Genomic DNA, 16,323 nt, shown 5'->3' on the forward strand with positions numbered 1-16,323 from the left:
ACGATCGGTGCAAAAAACTTACGGGTCCATGACTTTGTTCGGCTGCTAGAGCCGCGGCAAGGCAAGGAGAGACGGCAATGCAGACGGCAGTAATCACGGGCGCGGCGCAGGGATTGGGGCTGGTTACAGCCAGGCTGTTTGCCGAGGCCGGTTACCGCGTGGTGCTGACCGATGTGCAGCCGCTCGATGCCGTGCTCGCAAGCTTTGCCGGCGCAGAAGTCAGCGGGCTGAGCGGTGACGTTTCGAGCGAGGCCTTCATCGCCGAGCTCGCCGCCCATGTCGCCGCGTTGGGCGGGGCCGATGTGCTGGTCAACAATGCCGGGATCAGCATGATCGTCCCGGCCGAGGAAACCACGCTGGAACAATGGCAGCGGATGATGGCAATCAACCTCGACGGGCCGTTCCTGCTGTGCCGCGAGCTGGGCAAGCAGATGCTGGCCAAGGGCAACGGCGCGATCGTCAATGTCGCTTCGGTTGCAGGCCTTGGCGGGGTAATCCACCGCGCCGCCTACAACACCTCGAAGCACGGGCTGATCGGCCTGACCCGCACGCTCGCCGCCGAATGGGGCGGGCGCGGAGTTCGGGTCAACGCGGTCTGCCCGGGTTGGATCAAGACCGAGATGGACGCGAAGGACATGGGTTCGGGCGCCTATACCGATGCCGATATCGTCAACCGTGTGCCGATGGCGCGCTTCGCCAAGCCGGAAGATATTGCGGCCGCGATCCTGTTCCTCGCCCGCGACGGACTGTTCGTGAACGGGGTGGCGCTGCCGGTCGATGGCGGATGGAACGGCGATTCTAGCTGGGACGCCTTGCGGCTCAAGTCGCGCTAGCAGCCAAAAAATATTCAGGCTTTCGCCCAAATTTTTCAATTGTGAGCAGCCCGGCACCGATTTCTAACCGACCCTTGGAAGAGTGACGCCCGGCCATCTATCAGCCCGGCACCGAGGGGACCTGACCTGGCTATGAAGATCGGATTTATCGGCCTTGGCAATGTCGGCGGCAAGCTGGCCGGCAGCCTGGTGCGCAACGGCCATGACGTTTGGGTGCGCGATCTTGACGCAGCGCTGGTGGACGAATTCGTGGCGCGCGGAGCCACGGCAGCGGCCAGCCCGCGTGAGCTTGGCGAAAGCTGCGACGTGATCGTCACCTGCCTGCCCTCGCCCGCCGCCAGCGCCGCCGTGGCCGAAGGTGAGGACGGTTTCCTGGCCGTGCTGCGTCCAGGCCAGGTCTGGATGGAGATGAGCACCACCGATTATGAGGAAGTGATCCGGCTGGGCGCGCTGGTCGAAGCCCGAGGCGCGCTGTTCATGGAATGCCCGGTTTCGGGCGGGTGCCACCGGGCCGATACCGGCAACATCTCGATCTTCGCCGGTGGCCCGCGCGAAGGGTTTGACAAGGTCCTGCCGCTGCTCAAATCGATGGGCCGGCGGATTCTCCACACCGGCGATCTGGGCACCGCGTCCAAGCTCAAGGTGATGACCAATTACCTCTGCACCGTCCACCTGGTCGCGCTGGCCGAGGCACTGACCACTTGCAAAGCTGCCGGGCTCGACATGAACACCACCTATGAAGCGATCCGGATTTCCAGCGGCAACAGCTTTGTCCACGAAACCGAAAGCCAGGTGATCCTGAACGGCAGCCGCGATATCAACTTCACCATGGACCTGGTCAGCAAGGACATCGGGCTGTTCGACGAGATCGCGCAGGAAAACGGCGTGCCGGTCGAACTGTCGCCGCTGATCGTGCGGCTGTTCAAGGAAGCCCGCGCACAATACGGCGACCGCGAATTCTCCCCCAACATCATCCGCCGCTATGAAGAGCCGCTGGGACTAAAGGTACTCGGCAGCGGTTTCCCGGACCAGATGGTCGACGATGAACCCGAAGAACCCGGCTACGAAGTGGTTCCGAACCGGTGAAGAGCCTGGCCGACTGGCAGGAGCTGGCGGCTGGGCTGCGCACCGAAACCGGCCTGGTGATCGACGGCAACTGCGTTCCCGCCAGTGATGGCCGCACACTCGCTGTGATCAACCCGGCCAATGGCACGATTGTCGCCGAAGCGGCCTGCGGCGGTGAAGCCGACATTGATCGCGCGGTCGCCTCGGCCAAGGCAGCCTGGGATCTCGGCAGTTGGCGGCACATGGTTCCGCGCGAGCGCATGGCGATCATGCGCCGCTGGGCCGACCTGGTCGAGGCGCATAGCGAAGAGCTGGCGCTGCTCGAAACGCTGTCGATGGGCAAGCCGATCTCCGATGCGTTGTCTATCGACCTGCCCGAAGTGGTGGTGACGATCCGCTATTTCGGCGAAGCGATCGACAAATTGGCCGGGCTGGCGACCACCAGCGCGCACGATGCAGTCCATACCGTCACGCATGAGCCGCTGGGGGTCGTCGGGGCAATCAGCCCATGGAACTATCCGCTGCTGATGGCTGCCTGGAAGATCGCCCCGGCGCTGGCGGCGGGCAATTGCGTGGTGCTCAAGCCCTCGGAACTTGCGCCATTCGGGCCGATCCGCCTGGCGCAGCTGTTCCTCGAAGCTGGCGGCCCGGCGGGCGTGTTCAACGTGGTCAACGGCACCGGGATCGAGGCCGGGCAGGCGCTGGCGCTCCATCCGGGCGTCGCCAAGATCAGCTTCACCGGATCGACTGCCGTCGGCAAGCAGCTCATGATCTATGCCGGGCAATCGAACATGAAGCGGGTGGCGCTGGAAACCGGCGGCAAGAGCCCGCAGATCTTCATGCCCGACCTGCCCGATCTGGACCGCGCTGCGGAATATGCGGTGCGCGGGATCTTCGACAATGCCGGCCAGGTCTGCAACGCCGGCTCGCGGCTGCTGGTCCACGAAACGATCCACGACGAGTTCGTCGCCGCCTTCACCCGCAAGGCGGCAGAGCTTTATGCCCCCGGCGATCCGCTTGACCCCGCAACCACGCTCGGCCCGCTGGTTTCGCGCGGGCAGCAGACCAAGGTTCTGCAGTGGATCGAGCGCGGGATCGGCGAAGGCGCAGTGCTTGAATTCGGCGGCATGGCCGATCCTGCACGCGCCGATGGCGCCTATGTGCTGCCAACCCTGTTCCGTCGGGTCGCTCCGGCGATGGCGATCGGGCGCGAAGAAGTGTTCGGCCCGGTCGCCACCCTCCTTACCTTTGCCAGCGAGGAAGAAGCGATCCGGCTGGCCAACGATTCGATCTATGGCCTGGCCGCCAGTGTCTGGACCGCTGACCTTGCCCGCGCGCACCGCATGGTCAAGGCACTGGAGGCCGGGGTAGTCTGGGTCAACTGCTTCGGCGATGGCGACATGACCCAGCCGTTCGGCGGCTTCAAGCAATCGGGCAACACCCGCGACAAATCGCTGGAAAGTCTGGCCGGATACATGCAATCCAAATCCAGCTGGATCAGCCTGACATAGGGAGCGGAATAACATGCGCAGCTGGAAGTTTATCGTACCGGCGGCGCTGATCCTTGCCGCAACCGCCGCCCAGTCGCAGCAAGCACCGCTTTCGGCCGCCGAGAGCGATCCGGTCCGGATGGGCTGGATGCAGGGCACCCCGACCCCGCCGGATAAATTGGTCCGCTTCAACGATGGCAATGCGCTGGCCTTTCCGCGCAATCGCTGGTCCTTCGCCCACTTCCGCGAAATCCTGCCAACCGCCCGGGTTTCGCGCGGAGCAGGTCCGGTTTCGCCGCTGCCGCTCGCGCTGCGCCCGGATATTGCCAAGCTGACGATCACCTGGCCCGGCCAGACGCAGCCGGTGAACTGGGTCGACGCCTTCGATGCCAGCTATGCCGATGCGATCCTGGTCCTCCATCGCGGCAAGATCGTGTTCGAGAAATACAACGGGGTGATGAACCGCGACCGGCCCCACATCGGCTTTTCGATGACCAAGTCGCTGTACGGCACACTGGCTGAGACCCTGATCGCCGAGGGCAAGATCGACGAGCGCCGGACGGTCGTCAGCTATCTGCCGGAACTCGGGACAAGCGGTTTTGCCGATGTCACCGTTCGCCAGTTGCTCGACATGACCACCAGCCTCGATTTCAACGAGGATACCGACGAAGGCACCAAGAAGTTCGGCGCATTCATGTTGGGCACCGGATTCTATCCCCGGCCCGCGGGATACACCGGTCCTGCCACCGCTTTCGGTGCCCTAACGACGGTCCGCAAGGTCGATGACCATGGCAAGCGGTTCGACTACCAATCGGTCGATACCGAAGTGCTGGGGCTGATCATCGCCAAGGTAATGGGCAAACGCTCGCACGAGGTCCTGTCGGAGCGGATCTGGTCGCGGATCGGGGCCGAGCACGATGCCGACATCGTGGTCGATGCAAACGGCCAGCCGATTGCCATGGGCGGCCTCTCTGCCACCTTGCGTGATTTCGCCCGCTTCGGGGAAATGATGCGGCTGGGCGGGCGCTACAACGGGAAGCAGATTGTCCCTGCCAAGATCGTCGCCGGCATCCGCGCCGGCGGTGATCGGGGCCTCTTTGCCAAGGCGCTGTGGGACTACAATACCCGCCGCGGCTGGAGCTATCGCAGCCAGTGGTGGGTCCGCCACAACGCCAACGGCGCCTATATGGCGATCGGTGCTTATGGCCAGGCGATCTATGTCGACCCGAAGGCGGAGATGGTGATGGTCCGGTTCATGTCGGGCCCGGTGGGTTCAACCGTGGACATGGATCCGATGACTCACGCGGCGGTCGATGCCCTGGCCGCCCGCCTTCAGCAGGCGCGCTGACTTCAGGCGGCAGCGCGGCTTTCGGCCGAGCCGCTGTTCAGCGTCATCCATTCTATGAAGGTTCGCGCCCGGACATTGTCCTTCATGTCCTTGCGGCAGATCAGCCCCCAGGCTCCGGGGCAGACCTCGCGGTGGGTGACCGGCACGACCAGCCGGCCATCGGCCAGCTCCTCATCGGCGAAGGGACCATTGACCAGGGTGACCCCACGCCCGGACTGGGCCATCTCCAGCGCCACTGCAAGCGTATCGACCTTCACGTAAGGCTTCGCAGGAGCGAATGCGATCCCGGCGGTTTCGAACCAGCCTTCCCAGTTCTGTTCTTCGGTATAGATCGTCACCAGCGGCATTGCCATCAGGCCTGCCACGTCGACCTTACCGCCATATTCAGCCAGCAGCGCCGGGCTGCAGACCGGAAACGGAGCATAGTCGAACAAGGGCACCCAGTGGTACTTGCCGGGATCGGGCGGGCTTTGGCAGTAGACCAGTCCGACATCGGCGTGCAGCTCGTCAAAATCCCACTCGACCGCACAGGTCGAAAGCGTCAGCCGCACCTCGGGATGATCCTCGATGAACTTCGGGATACGCTTGGCCAGCCAGCGGATCGAGGCGGTGACATAGGTCTGCACCCGCAGCGGCTTGTCGAGCGCGTTGCGCTGGACCGCGTCGACCCCTTCCAGCAGCGATTCGAACGCGGCTCGGACATAGGGGTACAGCACCCGCCCTTCCTCGGTCGAGACGATGTGCCGTCCTTCCTGCTGGAACAAGGGCACGCCCAGCGCTTCCTCGATCAGCTGGACCTGATGGCTGACCGCCGGGTGAGTGAGGCACAATTCATCGGCGGCGTCGCGGATCGACTGGTGGCGGGTTGCTGCTTCGAACCCGCGCAAGGCCTTGAGCGGCGGCAGCTTGCGCATATCGATCTTGCCGGCCATTCGCCTTCCACCCCTGAATCGTCTGGTTTCGCAGAGGCTAGCACGCCTCGGCCCAACCGGTAAATTTTTCTTATGCGTCTGCCCCGATCAGGTCGGCGGCCTTCTCGCCCACCATCACCGTCGGGGCATTGGTATTGCCTGAAGTGACGGTGGGGAAAATCGAGGCGTCGGCAACCCGCAGGCTGTCGATCCCGTGCACCCGCAAGCGATGGTCGACTACCGCCGTGGCGGGGCCGGGGCCCATCATGCAGGTCGAGGTCGGGTGGTAGACGGTGTCGGCGCGGGCGCGGAAATCGTCAAGCCATTCATCCGCGCTGACGACTGCGGCATCGGGTACCAGCCGCCCCGTGATGACATCGCTGAGCGGTGCGGCGGCGGCGATCCGCTGCATGACCGCAATCCCTTGCCGCGCTTCGGCAATGTCATGCTCGGTCGCGAGATAGTTCGGCTGGATCTGCGGATGCGCCATGGGATCAGCACTGACGAGCTTCAGCCAGCCCCGGCTGGTCGGGCGGCAGGCGTTGAACGAGAGCAGGAAGGCCGAGAACGGATCGGGATTGGCCAGCCGCCGCTCGGACAGCGGCGTGCGGGTATAGCTGACCGGCGAAAAATAGAGCTGCAGGTTGACCCGCTCCGCCTCTGGCGTGCCGCGCACGAAACCGCCGGCCTGATTGACGCTCATCGACAGCGGCCCACCCCGGTTCCAGGCATAGTTGAGCGCGGCCCGGACCTTACCCAACAACGGCCCCAGCTCATCGTTGAGCGTCGGCACCGCGCTGCCGTAGAAATAGCTTACCGCCAGATGGTCCTGCAGGTTGGTGCCGACCCCGGGCAGATGTGCCACGGCCTCAATTCCCAGGCCGGACAAGTGCGCGCCATCGCCCACGCCCGACAGCTGGAGCAACTGCGGCGAGGCAATCGATCCGCCGCACAGCACCACTTCGCCGCGCGCCCGCGCTGTCTTGAGCACGCCGTGCTGGAGATATTCGATCCCCACCGCACGCCGACCCTCGAACAGGATGCGGGTGGCGTGGGCCTTGGTCTGCAGGTCAATCCCGCCGCGCCGGATCGCCGGGCGCAGATATTCGTTGGCGGTCGAGGCGCGGCGGCCGTTCCGGGTGGTGATCTGGAAGATCCCCAGCCCCTCGCCCCGGCTGCCGTTGAAATCGCGGCTTGCGGGCAGCCCCAGACTCTGCCCGGCGGCGATGAAGCGATGGCACAGCGGGTGCACCTTGCCCGAGATGTCGCTGACGTGCTGCGGACCGCCCTGCCCGCGCCAGCCGGGCTCGACGATCTCGCTATCCTCGGCCTTGATGAAGAAGGGCAGCACATCCTGCCAACCCCAGCCGGGATTGCCGAGATCGCGCCAGTCGTCGAAATCGTGCGGCTGGCCGCGAACGTGGACCATCGCGTTGATCGACCCCGACCCTCCGATTGCCTTGCCGCGCGGCCAATAGGAACTGCGCCCGTCCAGCCCCGGCACCGGATCGGTATCGTACATCCAGTTGACGCGGGAATCGAAGAAGGTCCGGCCATAGCCGATCGGCAGCTGGATCCAGACCGTCCGGTCGCTGCCCCCGGCTTCAAGCAGCAGCACCCGCGTGCCCGGACATTCGGCCAGCCGGCTTGCCACAACACAGCCGGCGGTGCCCGCGCCGACTACGATATAATCGTATTCGGTGCTCACTGACTGACCGGGTGCTGCGTCATATCCAGGTGCAGCATGTCGCCGGTGTAAGGATGGGCCGCAGCCACCTCCTCATCCAGTTCGATCCCCAGCCCCGGCGCGGTCGGCGGGATCACATGGCCTTGCTCGAACTGCATCGGGGTCTTGAGGATCTGCGCGTGGAACCCGCTCCAGTCCTCAATGCTTTCCAGAATCAGGAAATTGGGCGAACAGGTCGCCAGCTGGACATTGGCCGCGCCGACCACCGGGCCGCAATAGAGGTGCGGCGCGATCTGGACGTGGCGGACCTCGGCCATCCCGGCGATCTTCTTGGCTTCGAGCAGTCCGCCGACCCGGCCCAGGTTCATCTGCAGGATCGCCGCCCCTCCGCAATCGAGCAGGCGTGCGAAATCGTACTTGGTGGCCAGCCGCTCCCCCGTCGCGATCGGGATCGAGGTGGCACGGGCAACCTTGGCCATTTCTTCGGGCGCGTCGGGCGGAACCGGCTCTTCCAGCCATAACGGATCGTACTTCTCCAGCCGCCTGGCCAGCCGGATCGCTCCCGCCGCGGTCATCTGCCCATGGGTGCCGAACAGCAGGTCGGCCTTGTTGCCTACCGCTTCGCGCAGTTTCCGGCAGAACCGTTCCGACAGATCGAGCGCTTCGAGCGACAGCTGCCGCCCGTCAAAGGCAGAATAGGGTCCAGCCGGATCGAACTTCAGCGCGGTAAAACCCATGTCGAGATAGAGCTGTGCGCGCTCGGCGGCGAGATCGGGATCGTGGTAGACGTCGGTTTGATCGTCCGGGCGCGGGTAGATGTAGGTATAGGCGCGCAGCTTTTCGTGCACCTGCCCGCCCAGCAGCTTGTAGACCGGCTGCCCGGCCTCCTTGCCGACGATATCCCAGCAAGCCATTTCGAGCGCCGAAAGCACGCCCATCACCGTCAGGTCGGGATGCTGGGTGAACCCGGCGGAATAGACCCGCCGCCACATGCTTTCGATATCGTGCGGATCGCGCCCTTCGAGGTAGCGTGCGAACATGTCCTCGCACAGTTGCGCCACAAGGTGCGGCGAGAACGGCACGCAATAGGCCTCGCCCAGCCCGGTCGAGCCATTGTCGGTCTCAAGCTTGACGAACACGAAATAGCGCCCGCCGAAATGCGGCGGGGGGTTGCCGACCACGAAGGTCTTGATGCCGGTCAGTTTCATGCGCCGTAGCCGTTCATCACCTTGAGCTCGAGGAAGTCATGTAGCCCCCATTCGCCCCATTCGCGCCCGTTGCCCGATTGCTTGTAGCCCCCGAACGGTGAGCAATAGTCTTGCCCCGCGCCGTTGATGTGGACGCTGCCGGCGCGGATCTGCCGGGCGACGCGGCGCGCGCGCTCCAGGTCCAGGCTCTGGACATAGCCGGCCAGGCCATAGGGGCTGTCATTGGCGATCCGCACCGCCTCGGCCTCGTCGGCGAAGGGGATCATCACCAGCACCGGACCGAACACCTCTTCGCGGGCAATGGTCATCTGGTTGTTGACCGAGGCAAAGATCGTCGGCTTGACGAAATAGCCGCGCTCAAACCCATCGGCGCGGCCGGGGCCGCCGCAGACCAGCTCTGCGCCCTCATCGATCGCGACCTGGATCAGCCGCTGGATCTTGTCGAACTGGGGCTTGGAAACCACCGGGCCGAGGTGTGATCCGGGCTGAGCCGGATCGCCCAATTTCACCCCGGCGGCAACGGACCGCGCGATTTCAACCGCGCGGTCGTACGCCGAAGCCTCGACCAGCATCCGGGTCGGCGCGTTGCACGATTGGCCGGTGTTGTTGAAACAGTGCAGCACGCCGCGGGTGACCGCAGTCTCCAGCCCGGCAACGTCGAACAGCACGTTGGCCGACTTGCCGCCAAGCTCGAGCGAGACGCGCTTGACGGTATCTGCGGCGGCTTTGCTCACTTGAATTCCGGCAGCGGTCGATCCGGTAAAGGAAACCATGTCCACTTCCGGGTGCGCGGTCAGCGTCGGGCCGATACGGGCGCCGGTGCCGTGGACCAGGTTGAACACCCCGGCAGGAAAGCCCGCTTCCTCGACGAATTCGGCGAACAATTGCGCGGAGAGTGGCGCAACCTCGCTCGGCTTGACCACCATGGTGCAGCCGGCGACCAGCGCGGGGCCGATCTTGGCGGCGAGCTGGTTGATCGGCCAATTCCACGGCGTGATCAGCACGCAGACCCCGATCGCCTCGTGCACCAGCAGCGCGCCCGAACCGATCGGGCGCTCCCACTCCATCGCGCGTGCGGCGCGGATCGTGTCGCGCAAGTGGCCGGGGCCGCATTCGGCCTGCGAATTGTGCGACAGATCGTGCGGCGCGCCCATTTCGGTGGTGATTGCGCGGACCATTTCGTCATGGCGCCGCTCGAACACGGCAATCAAACGCTCGACCAGCGCGATCCGGGCATCGAGCGGAGTCTGCGACCAGGCTGCGAAGGCCGCCCGCGCCGCCTGCACAGCCGCGTCGGCCTCCCGCGGGGTGCACAGGGCGACCCGTGCGCAGACCTCTTCGGTCGCGGGATTGATCGCTTCGAAAATATCGACAGCCTGTTCCGGCGTGATCCACCGCCCGTCGATGTAGGACTTCAGCGGATCAGACATAGCCGATTGCCCGCTTCTGATCCTCGACGATGTACTTTTCAGCGCGCCAGTAGTGGAACGCGGCCCACAGCCCGGTGGGGGCCAGGACCAGTTGGGCAAGACGCAGCGAGGCTGCGTCAGCCGGGCCGCCCGCTGCGAAATAGTCGCTCAGCGAGCCGACGATCCACGGCGCGACGATCAGGTTGAGGACATTGGCGATCAGCAGCGAAATTGCCACCGTCATCGCCCGCATCCGCGGTGACGAGAGGTTCTGGCACAGCGCGAAGGCCGGGCCGATGTAGAAATAGATCGCCGGGATGAACAGCCACCACATCAGTTTGGCCATGCCAAGGTCATGCGTGTAATAGGCGAGGAACGAGGGGATCGTGGCGAGCCCCGTCACCACCGCCAGCAGCCGCGCGATCTTGCGCGGATCGGTATAGGCCGGGCGCGCGACGACCCAGGCGGTGAGCAGCGAAGCGCCGATCCCGCCGAACATGTAGATCCAGCCGAGCAGCCCGCCCGCCTCACCTTCGTTCATGCCATAGGTGCGCTGCAGAAACAGCGGCGTGAACCACATCAGGCCCCAGCCCCAGAAGGCCGAAAGGCCGCTGGCCCACAAGGCATGCACCGCCGACTTCTGTGACCACAGGAACTTGATCGTCTCGACCACGGTCGGTGCCTTTTCCTCGGTCACCGCATCGAGCCGGCCGCGCACCGGTTCCTTGATCGTGACCAGGATGATCAGCGCCAGAATGATCCCTGGCACGCCCAGGACGAGGAATGCCGCGCGCCAGCCGTGCAGGGTGGAGACATAGCCGGCGATATCGGAACCCAGCCACGCCCCGAGCGGCGCGCCCAGCGCGAAGACGGTCATCGCCATCGAGCGGCGGTCGGCCGGGAAATAGTCGGCGATGATCGCATTGCAGGCCGGGGTCCCGCCGGCTTCGCCGATGCCAACCCCAACGCGGGCCAGCAGCAGGTCGAAGTAGCCTTTGGTATAGCCGGTTACAGCAGTCATGAATGACCAGATCGCAACCGAAGCGGCCAGCAGCCGGGTCCGGTTGGAACGATCGCACAGCCATGAAAGCGGGATCCCCATCACCACATAGAACAGCGCGAGCGGGATGCCGAGCCAGGCAGTTTCGGTATCGCTAAGCCCGAATTCCTTGCTGATCGGTCCGAGCAGGGTGGAGAGGACATACCGATCGGCGATACTGATCGTGTAGACCAGCATCATGATGATCAGCACATACCAGCGTTGACCCAGCGTCGGCGTATCCACGCCCTCTGGTGTTGCCTTGGTAGCCATGTCCCCGTCCCCTTTCAGTTTGCGACCAGTTCCGGCCCCAGGACCTCGCGAAGCGGGTCCAGGTATTCCGAAAACTTCTCCCATTGATCGACGCCGCTCTTGAAGATCGGCTGCCGGACCTGTTCCGAACTGGCGGTACGCACCGCGCGTTCGGTCTGGTGAAAATCGAGGCAGGCCTGCTCGAACGGCAGGCCGCAGAAATCGAGCAGGCGGCGGACCTGGGTTTCCAGATCGGCCACCACATCCTCGTAGCGGGTCAGCAGCACCTGACCCGGCATGACCCGGTCCCAGTGGTCCATCAGCTGGACATAATCGCGGTAATAGGTCCCGACTTCGCGCAGACCGTAAGTGAATTCCTGCCCTTCGGCGAAGAGCTGCTTGAAGCCCGAAAAGCAGCAGCCCATCGCGCTGCGCCGCGCATCGATGATCTTCGCGTTGGGCAAGATCAGCTTGATCAGGCCGATGTGGCGGAAGTTGTTAGGCATCTTGTCGATAAAGAAGGGCGTGCCTTCCTTGCGGTAGATGCGAGTGTCGCGAATGTATTCCTCGCCAAAGCGGGCCAGGTCTTCGGTGCTCAGCTCGGCCAGGTTCGCGGGATAGGCCGATGCCTCGCCCGGGATGCCCCGCCGTTCCAGCTTGTTGGCCAGGGTCAGCACGTTGGGCAGCTCGGCTGTCCCTTCAACCTGGCTGTGCGAGGCGAGGATCTGTTCGAGCAGGGTCGATCCCGCGCGCGGCAGGCCAACGATGAAGATCGGATCGGGCGCATCGCAGCCCGCACCCTTGAACCGGTCAATCAGTTCCGGATCAAAATATTCGCGCTGCCGTCGCATTTCATTCGACAGGCGCTCGGGCGTGTAGCCCAGATCGTCGCGCTTCAGGCGGTTGCCGCGCTCGTAATAGCCGAAGGAATCGCCATAGGCGCCGCGATCTTCCAGTGCCTTGCCCAGCGCGAAACAGAGGTGATAGCGGTCCTCCAGCGCGGTGGTCGGCAAGTCCTCGAACTCACGCATCTGCGCGATCTCACTGTCCTCGAACTGGTAGGTCTTGAGGTTTGCCAGGCTCCAATAAGCATCGCCATAGTCCGGGCGCGCGGCATAGGCACGGCGGTAGACCGTGATCGCATCGTCCTGCCGCCCGACGGTTTTCAGCGCGTGGCCATAGGTCAGGTTTACGCCGGGATTGCCCGGCATTTCGCGCAGTAGCGCCTCGTAGGTTTCCAGCGCCGCGTCGAAATTGCCGACTGCCAGATTCTCGTTGGCGTAGAGCATCTCGAATTCGGGGTTGCCGGGTTCCTTGGCCCGCAGCTCGACCGCCTCGACCAACGCCTGTTCGAATTTCTGCCGCTTGCGCAGCACCTTTACGTAATCGAAGTGCGCGCTGACATTGTCGGGTTCCAGCACCTTGCAGGATTCGAGCAGGAATTCCGCCTCGTCATAGGCGTTGAATTTCATCCCGATCTCGGCGAGCAGCCGCATCGCCTCGACATGGTGGCCGTTGCGCTGCAGGAAGGCGCGGCACAGCTGCTCGGCCCTGGCCAGCTTGCCTTCCTGAAGGAAGCTGGCAACGCTCTGCAGTTCAGGCGGGAGGCTGGACAGATAGAGGTACTGGCGCTGGGCAAAGTCGGCCTGCGTCGCCCGGCCGACCGCGCCCTGCAGTTCCGCCAGCTGGCGCCAGCTGGCGGCGAGCGCGCCGTTGTGGCTGATTGCGCGCTGATAGGCGAACAGGGCATCTTCGCTACGACCGAGCGCGCGCATGCAATGGCCGCGTTCCTGCCAGGCCCGGCCATAGCCGGGCTGCAGTTCCAGCAGCCGGGCCAGCGTCACCAGCGCGGAAACGCTGTCGCCGCCGATCCGCTGGGCGGCAGCCTTGGTATACAGGGCTTCGGTATTGTCAGCATCACCAGCCAGGACCTGGTCGCAGGCGGCGATGCAATCAGCGATCTTCCCGGCCTGGAGCAGGCTCCGGGCCTCGCGCAATGCGGCTTGCGTCTGTTCGGGAGCCGAAAGCGTCTCCACTGTCACCCGATCTCCCCCTTTCGTCATACGTCGTATTCGGAAGATTGTGGTGCACCAACCGCGCCGATGGCAATGGCTAATCGCGAAAAGAGAAGCGGGGCCCGGTTCTGCAACCGGACCCCGCCAATTCACTTACATGCTGTACGAGACGCGCATCCCGACCGTGAACGGACGGTTGGTGGTCACGCGGCGTTCACCGTCGTTCGCGCTGGTATAGATCTGGGCGCGTTCGTTGGTGATGTTGTCGGCGAAGAGTTCAAGCCTCCAGCCATCCTTGCCGGCGCCAACGGCGGCCGAAAGGGTGTTATAGGCATCCATCTTCTGCGCGGCCGGGAGCGGTGCAATCACGTCGCCCGGACGGACCAGAACACCGTTGTAAAGTACCGGGGTCGAAGCCGCATAGCCCAGCGTCGGGTTAAACGACTGGTAGCGGATGTCGACGTTGTCGATCACGTCCGAGAAGCTGCTGCCCACGTGGTGGAACGCCACGTTGATATAGGGCTTCAGGCCCGACCCGGTTTCCCATTCGTAGTTCATGCGAACGTTGAACTGGAACTTCGGGCTCAACGCGAGCGGGCTGCCAAGCGGACGCAGAACCTGGGTGTTCCGGCGGTACTTGGTCAGTTCCGAGTCGTTGTACGAGAACGCCCCGTTGAGGGTCAGTTCAGGCGTTGCGCGCCAGGTCATATCCCCTTCCACACCATAGATCCTGGCATCGACCAGGTTGGTGGTGAAGGTCTGGTTGGAGATGTTCTGGTCGAACACGGTCATCTGGATGTTGGTCCAGTCGATCCGGTATGCTGCCAGGTTGATCTGCATCCGACGGTCAAGCAACGAGAACTTGCCGCCCACTTCATAGTTCTGGACCTTGTCCGGAACATAAGTGCCAAGCCGGACGAAGTCGGCCTGGGTCGGGCAGATCGCGCTGGGTACGCGGCACGGACGGCGGTTGAAACCACCCGGACGGAAGCCGTCCGAATAGGTCACATAGACCAGCGAGTTATCGAACTTGTAGGTCAGGTTGCCCTTCCACAGCACGCCCTTGTACTTCGCGGGCGAAGCGGTGGCGTAAAGCTGGTTCAGGTTGGCGCTGACCCCGTATGTGGTCGGCGGGCTGACCGCAGCGCTGTAAGTCCCGGTCAGCGGATTGTAGATCCCGCGTGCGCCGGTGGCGAAGCTGGTCTGCGACGACCCGTTGATCGAAGCGCTTTCGTTGTAATAACGGAAACCGCCGGTCACAGTCAGGGCTTCGGGAACGATGTCGAACGAAGCTTCGCCATAGACCGCGAACTGACGGTCACGGCGCTTCACATCGTTGAAGAAGCCGACCTGCAGGTCGCGCACGCCCGGATCGTTGGGGTTGGTCGGGAAGGCCGCCGGGCCAAGGTTGGCAGAACGGCGATAAATGAAGCCTGCGGCCGGCTGGAGGTACGACCAGTCCGTGTTGTCCCACAGCTTGTTGACGTCATAGAACACGCCCAGCGTACCGCGGATCCGTTCGCCGGCCGGGGTGGTGATGCGCGCTTCATGGGTCCACCGCTTGGTGGTGTTGCGGACCTTGTAGCTCTTGTTCGGGGTGTAGCAGGTGTTGCCGATATTGCCGTTATAGGCAGCGGTGTAATAGACCCCGCGGTCACACTCGTAATAAGGCACATAGAGGCCGATGTTCGAGTAACCGGCATAGTCGGCGGTCTGAACCGCCTTGTGGTGCAGGTACGAGCCCGTGTAAACCAGATCGAGCATGCCAAGACGGCCGTTGATCGTCCAGGTCGTCAGGTCAGCCTTGTCTTCCAGTGAGTTCGGGTTGAACTTTGTGACCTTGAGATCGCCAACATCGGGTTCATAATCGAACACGCCGTCGGTATCGAGCTGCTGACGCATGTGCATCAGGTCAAGCGACCAGTCGTCGGCCGGCTTGAAAGTCAGCGAGATGCGGCCGCCGCGATAAGTCGCATCGTTGTAATTGTCTTCAACCAACGCATCGTTGTTGATCGTCTGCCGGGTCGGAGCGTTGTAGAGGTAGGCCCCGCCCGAGGTGCCGCACGACGGCACGCCGCCGACCAGAACCACTGATTGCTGGCAAGCCTGCAGTGCGCGCATCACCAGCAAGGGGTTGCCGGTCGGGAGGCGGCCGGCCTGGCCCACGTTCGCGTTGAACGGCATCTGATAGGTGCCGGCTACGTTGTCGATGTAACCGCCCTGGCTGTCAGCATAGGCGACAAAGCGGATGCCGAGCGTATCCTTGATGATCGGCACGTTGACATAGGCATCGCCGCCGACGCTGTCATCACCACCCTTGGTGAAGGAGTAGCTGGCGTTGAACCCGGCCTTGAAGTCCGACAGATCGGGCTTGTTGGTGATGTAGCGCAGCGCGCCGCCCATGGCGCTGGCGCCGAACAGCGTACCCTGCGGACCCGCCAGCACTTCGACGCGCTGGAGATCGACCGCATAGACATCGAGGTTGCGTCCGACCAGCGAGGCCGGAGCGTCGTTGACATAGAGCGCAACGGTCGGCTGTGCACCAGCGGTACCGGCGATCTGCAGCCCCGGCGAGTCAGTCGACAGACCGCGGATGAAGATCGACGAAGCGCCCGGCCCGCGCGAAGCGGTGCGGACGTTGGGAAGGAATTCAACCAGCTTGTCGAGCTTGGTGATGTTGAGATCGCTCAGCGAGTCTCCGCCCAGCGCCTGGATCGCAACCGGAATCTTGTTCGCAGCTTCCGAACGGCGGGTCGCGGTCACAACGATGTCGCGCACGCCGCCTGCTTCTTCTTCACCAGATGCGGCATCCTGCGCATATGCAGGCGCCCCTGCCCCCATGATCGCAAAGGCGATCGCGGCAGATGACAACTTCAAGCTAGCTTTCATTTCAAATCCTCCCCCTGGACATCCAGGCACCAAACGCTGCTCCAAGCCCAGCAATGCAAGGTATGACCAAGCCGCAAGGCACGACGAAATCACATTTTCGCATGAGGCCATGCCTAGGCCTGCAGGTTGGCACTCACCCGTCGTCGTTCGCGCGGCGCCTGCGAAACTCCCACATCT

The 16,323-nt window shown here is 63.9% G+C and carries 11 protein-coding genes; 4 read left to right on the top strand and 7 right to left on the bottom strand.

The features are described 5' to 3' along the window. Positions 1 to 77 precede the first annotated feature (77 nt). The 4 genes from B2V17_RS13685 (at position 78) to B2V17_RS13700 (ending at position 4,736) form a co-directional block, all read left to right on the top strand. Complete coding sequence (locus tag B2V17_RS13685; protein ID WP_292998610.1) at positions 78 to 833, top strand: SDR family NAD(P)-dependent oxidoreductase; 756 nt, start codon at positions 78 to 80, stop codon at positions 831 to 833. Between the two features lie 132 nt (positions 834 to 965). Continuing rightward, the gene (locus B2V17_RS13690; RefSeq protein ID WP_292998612.1) at positions 966 to 1,919 is read left to right on the top strand and encodes an NAD(P)-dependent oxidoreductase; all 954 of its coding nucleotides are present in this window, start codon (positions 966 to 968) and stop codon (positions 1,917 to 1,919) included. Next, positions 1,916 to 3,409 (top strand): aldehyde dehydrogenase family protein, encoded by a 1,494-nt coding sequence (locus B2V17_RS13695; RefSeq protein WP_292998614.1) that lies wholly within the window; start codon positions 1,916 to 1,918, stop codon positions 3,407 to 3,409. The genes B2V17_RS13690 and B2V17_RS13695 overlap by 4 nt, the downstream gene beginning before the upstream one ends. Positions 3,410 to 3,422: 13 nt before the next feature. Continuing rightward, positions 3,423 to 4,736 (top strand): serine hydrolase domain-containing protein, encoded by a 1,314-nt coding sequence (locus tag B2V17_RS13700; protein WP_292998616.1) that lies wholly within the window; start codon positions 3,423 to 3,425, stop codon positions 4,734 to 4,736. Positions 4,737 to 4,738: 2 nt separating this feature from the next. On the opposite strand, the gene B2V17_RS13705 is transcribed toward B2V17_RS13700, so the two are convergent. The 7 genes from B2V17_RS13705 to B2V17_RS13735 form a co-directional block, all read right to left on the bottom strand. Beyond that, positions 4,739 to 5,668 carry a LysR substrate-binding domain-containing protein gene (locus B2V17_RS13705; RefSeq protein WP_292998618.1) on the bottom strand — a complete coding sequence of 310 codons (930 nt, stop codon included), beginning with the start codon at positions 5,666 to 5,668 and terminating at the stop codon, positions 4,739 to 4,741. Between the two features lie 70 nt (positions 5,669 to 5,738). Beyond that, positions 5,739 to 7,355, bottom strand: coding sequence for a GMC family oxidoreductase (locus tag B2V17_RS13710; RefSeq protein WP_292998620.1), 1,617 nt, complete (start codon positions 7,353 to 7,355; stop codon positions 5,739 to 5,741). Further along, positions 7,352 to 8,542 (bottom strand): mandelate racemase/muconate lactonizing enzyme family protein, encoded by a 1,191-nt coding sequence (locus B2V17_RS13715; RefSeq protein ID WP_292998622.1) that lies wholly within the window; start codon positions 8,540 to 8,542, stop codon positions 7,352 to 7,354. Before B2V17_RS13715 ends, B2V17_RS13710 begins: the two co-directional genes overlap by 4 nt. Beyond that, the gene (locus tag B2V17_RS13720; RefSeq protein WP_292998624.1) at positions 8,539 to 9,972 is read right to left on the bottom strand and encodes an aldehyde dehydrogenase family protein; all 1,434 of its coding nucleotides are present in this window, start codon (positions 9,970 to 9,972) and stop codon (positions 8,539 to 8,541) included. Before B2V17_RS13720 ends, B2V17_RS13715 begins: the two co-directional genes overlap by 4 nt. Then, positions 9,965 to 11,263, bottom strand: coding sequence for a spinster family MFS transporter (locus B2V17_RS13725; RefSeq protein ID WP_292998626.1), 1,299 nt, complete (start codon positions 11,261 to 11,263; stop codon positions 9,965 to 9,967). The genes B2V17_RS13720 and B2V17_RS13725 overlap by 8 nt, the downstream gene beginning before the upstream one ends. Before the next feature lie 14 nt (positions 11,264 to 11,277). Beyond that, positions 11,278 to 13,278, bottom strand: a complete 2,001-nt coding sequence (locus B2V17_RS13730; RefSeq protein ID WP_292998628.1) for a tetratricopeptide repeat-containing sulfotransferase family protein — start codon at positions 13,276 to 13,278, stop codon at positions 11,278 to 11,280. A 132-nt stretch (positions 13,279 to 13,410) separates the two neighbouring features. Beyond that, positions 13,411 to 16,146 (bottom strand): TonB-dependent receptor, encoded by a 2,736-nt coding sequence (locus B2V17_RS13735; RefSeq protein ID WP_292998629.1) that lies wholly within the window; start codon positions 16,144 to 16,146, stop codon positions 13,411 to 13,413. Positions 16,147 to 16,323: the final 177 nt, after the last annotated feature.

This window comes from Novosphingobium sp. UBA6272 (assembly GCF_002440635.1).
Taxonomy (GTDB): Bacteria; Pseudomonadota; Alphaproteobacteria; order Sphingomonadales; family Sphingomonadaceae; genus Novosphingobium.

Bases quoted from the DNA above. Each gene is read 5' to 3' on its own strand.
- B2V17_RS13685 (WP_292998610.1), top strand. From the start codon at position 78: ATGCAGACGGCAGTAATCACGGGCGCGGCGCAGGGATTGGGGCTGGTT.
- B2V17_RS13690 (WP_292998612.1), top strand. From the start codon at position 966: ATGAAGATCGGATTTATCGGCCTTGGCAATGTCGGCGGCAAGCTGGCC.
- B2V17_RS13700 (WP_292998616.1), top strand. From the start codon at position 3,423: ATGCGCAGCTGGAAGTTTATCGTACCGGCGGCGCTGATCCTTGCCGCA.
- B2V17_RS13705 (WP_292998618.1), bottom strand. From the start codon at position 5,668: ATGGCCGGCAAGATCGATATGCGCAAGCTGCCGCCGCTCAAGGCCTTG.
- B2V17_RS13715 (WP_292998622.1), bottom strand. From the start codon at position 8,542: ATGAAACTGACCGGCATCAAGACCTTCGTGGTCGGCAACCCCCCGCCG.
- B2V17_RS13720 (WP_292998624.1), bottom strand. From the start codon at position 9,972: ATGTCTGATCCGCTGAAGTCCTACATCGACGGGCGGTGGATCACGCCG.
- B2V17_RS13725 (WP_292998626.1), bottom strand. From the start codon at position 11,263: ATGGCTACCAAGGCAACACCAGAGGGCGTGGATACGCCGACGCTGGGT.
- B2V17_RS13735 (WP_292998629.1), bottom strand. From the start codon at position 16,146: ATGAAAGCTAGCTTGAAGTTGTCATCTGCCGCGATCGCCTTTGCGATC.